The sequence below is a fragment of the Rhodococcus sp. (in: high G+C Gram-positive bacteria) genome (assembly GCF_049299235.1).
Taxonomy (GTDB): Bacteria; Actinomycetota; Actinomycetes; order Mycobacteriales; family Mycobacteriaceae; genus Rhodococcus.
Genome location: NZ_JBAQXC010000361.1, coordinates 1 through 2,599, shown reverse-complemented (window position 1 = coordinate 2,599; position 2,599 = coordinate 1). Strand labels below are relative to the sequence as shown.

Annotated in this window: 3 protein-coding genes; 1 reads left to right on the top strand and 2 read right to left on the bottom strand. The window is 69.2% G+C overall.

Translation table 11 applies throughout. The features are described from left to right. Nucleotides 1-1,073, top strand: a 1,073-nt coding sequence (locus WAX14_RS22545; protein ID WP_422630269.1) for a DUF6297 family protein, incomplete at its 5' end; no start/stop codon positions are given. Nucleotides 1,074-1,196: 123 nt separating this feature from the next. Here the strand turns inward: WAX14_RS22545 and WAX14_RS22540 are convergent. Together WAX14_RS22540 and WAX14_RS22535 are read right to left on the bottom strand one after the other, a co-directional pair. Continuing rightward, nucleotides 1,197-1,943: an RES domain-containing protein gene (locus WAX14_RS22540; RefSeq protein ID WP_422630268.1), complete on the bottom strand. Its 747-nt coding sequence runs from the start codon at nt 1,941-1,943 to the stop codon at nt 1,197-1,199. Next, the gene (locus tag WAX14_RS22535; RefSeq protein ID WP_422630267.1) at nt 1,940-2,332 is read right to left on the bottom strand and encodes a hypothetical protein; all 393 of its coding nucleotides are present in this window, start codon (nt 2,330-2,332) and stop codon (nt 1,940-1,942) included. The genes WAX14_RS22540 and WAX14_RS22535 overlap by 4 nt, the downstream gene beginning before the upstream one ends. Nucleotides 2,333-2,599 lie beyond the last annotated feature (267 nt).

The following is a 2,599-nucleotide window of genomic DNA, read 5'->3' as shown; positions in this document are numbered from 1 at the left end:
TCAGTGCAGAGCTCGGCTTCTGGGTGAGCTCGACACTGCTCGACCGCGGCGCTCTGGTGCGCAGCCGGGTGGTTGTCGTACTCGGCTGCGGCGCCCTGGTCGGTGCGCTGGCCGGACGCATCGCAGCGTTCGCCGCAGAGTTGACGGTGTGGTTTGCGTTCACCGTCTTGACGACGCTGACCGGAGTCGTCGTCGTTGCGCTCTGCGTTCTCGTTCAGTGCCGACTGCTTGCCCCCGGCCCGGTGACCATCCTGAGCCGGATCTGTGCCCTGGGGTCGGTAGCGGCGGTGTGCACGGCGACAGCCGGAGTCGATGTTGCGCTGCCGACCCGCTGGTGGCCCGTCGCCGCGGTCGGGGCACTGGCCGCCACTCTGGCGGCCGTGGCCGTGCGGTGGTGCCACAGGATCGCAGCCGCGGAGCTGGCGGCCGGCGCCGACACCACGGTGGCCGTGTCCGCGTCGGCGACCGCCTTGGACATCTCGGTGCTGCTCGGCGCGCTCGAGCACACATCGTGGCGACGCATCGGACGCCGACGCACCCGCTCACTCGCCGGTGGGCTGTCCTGGGCGCTGATCCGCTCGGATGTGCTCCGTCACCTCCGCAGACCGGTCTCTCTGTTGCTGGCGTTCTGTGCCATCGGAGCCGTAGGGGTTGCGCCGATGGTGACCACACCACCGGCGGTGGCCGTGCTGTACCTGACCGCAGTCGTCGTCGTGGCGATGATCTTCAGTGCGGGGCTCCGGGATGTCCTGCGCGACCGCGATTTCGGTGCCGTACTCGGTGTCGACGACCGGAGGCTACAGTGGCCGCTGACCGTCGTGCCGGGTATAGCCGCGGTACTGGCCGCGATATCCATGACGCTCCTGACCGGTGGCACAGTGACGACGCTGGCGATCGGGCTGGTCGGGGGCTGCGCGGCCGCGTACCGGGTACGCACCCGGCCGTCGATCAGCTATGACGGGCTGATCCTGGAAACCGCCGTGGGACAAATCCCTGTCGATCTGCTCCGGCAATGGCTTCGCGGACCGGACGTGCTGCTCGCCGCGGCGTGGCTGGCTGCGTTGTTCAGCTGAGTGCCGATCAGGACGAGGGCCGGCCGATGCTGCTGACAGCCCATAGGGCATACAACGAGGTGGCGCGGATCGGACCGGTCCGCCCGGAGGAATACCGCGGCGGCCGCGCGGAGAGGCGACGATTCAGTCGTCCTCCCAGACCAGGTTGTGCAGGCGCATCGCTTCGATCAGATCGGGGTCGTGCTCCTCGACCGGGCCGTAGTCGAGGACCGTGACGTTCTTGCTGACCGGTCCGTCACCGGGACGCTCGTACAGCGCCCAAAGCACCAACCCGTCACCGTGCCGGGACTCGAACTCGATGCCGGCCACCGGCTCACCACCGGGATCGGAAAGAGTGTTGACCCACTGCGAGATCGCCTGGGTCAGGGCACGCGGGCGGCCGTCGCGGATCGCCGCCGTGTCGAGGTCGAGCAGACCGAGCCGGATCGCATGGGGTCGGAACAGGGTGCGCAGGGTGGCCACCGACTCGGGGTCGCCGGGCACGACGAACCATCCGGTGATCGTGCCGCTGCCGGTGACCCGGGACGACATCCACGATCGTGGGACACGACCCGGCGCGATGGTGGGGAACTCACCATCGTCGTCGTCGACGATCTCATCGAGCGCGGCGCTGAGCTCGTCACTCTTACGGGCGTAGGCGAGCACCTCGAGATAGCAGGACAGGCGGGTCGCCCCGACGTACAGGGTTCGCCACACCCCCGCCGGATCGTCCCAGCGGCCGGTGAAGCGCCCGTCGGTGGCGAACTCCCACGGTGTCCACTCCCACGAGGTCGGCGGGTAGCCGACCCGGTAGGCGGCCACGCCGGCGACGTGGACGCAGCGGACATCGCCGCGCGGAGTGGAGATCAGCGTGCGATCCGGTGCGCTCATCCGACCGCCGCGAACTGCCGGGCCGCGGCGAGGACCTTCGGGCCGACATCGGACAGCTCGCCCTCGCGCAGCAGCAGCGCCGGCGGGCGGTCGTCGAGGATCGGGTTCAAGCCCTGAAACCACGTCTGGGCCACGGCGGGGGTGTCGCGTTCGGCGATCAGCCGGGCGGCGCGGTAGGCGATGCGCAGGCGTTCGACGTCGGTGTCGTTGTTGATGGTGCGGGTGCCCTCGGCCCACTGGCGGACAGCCCGGGTTTCCTTCACCTTCCCGAGGTACGCGACCAGCTTGGCCCCGAGGAGTTCCCGCAGCGCTGTGACCAGCTCCGATTGGGTCATGCGGGCGGCGTCGTTGTAGGCGGCGAGGTCGGGGCGTGGGTGTGCGGTCGTCATTGCAATCCACCTCCTGATCACATGGTAAATCACAGTCTTGATGCCGTCGAGGTTTCCCACCTTGAGTGACTGTGCGGGGACTGCGCCGGGATGGACGGCTCCGAACAGGTCCGGCGTTCGGCTCCGGGCACAGTCCGGCGGGAGGCAGCCGGCGATCCTTCCCCTCCGCATTGCCCGGCCTCACCGGTGCCGCTACGCTGTGCGGCGGTTGCTTGTGAACCGTTTCCCAGTGGCGACACTCACCGTGGCGCTGGGACAGAGACAAGT

What these genes read in the sequence shown, in the direction of transcription:
- WAX14_RS22535 (WP_422630267.1), bottom strand. Translation starts at nt 2,332, where the DNA reads ATGACGACCGCACACCCACGCCCCGACCTCGCCGCCTACAACGACGCC.
- WAX14_RS22540 (WP_422630268.1), bottom strand. Translation starts at nt 1,943, where the DNA reads ATGAGCGCACCGGATCGCACGCTGATCTCCACTCCGCGCGGCGATGTC.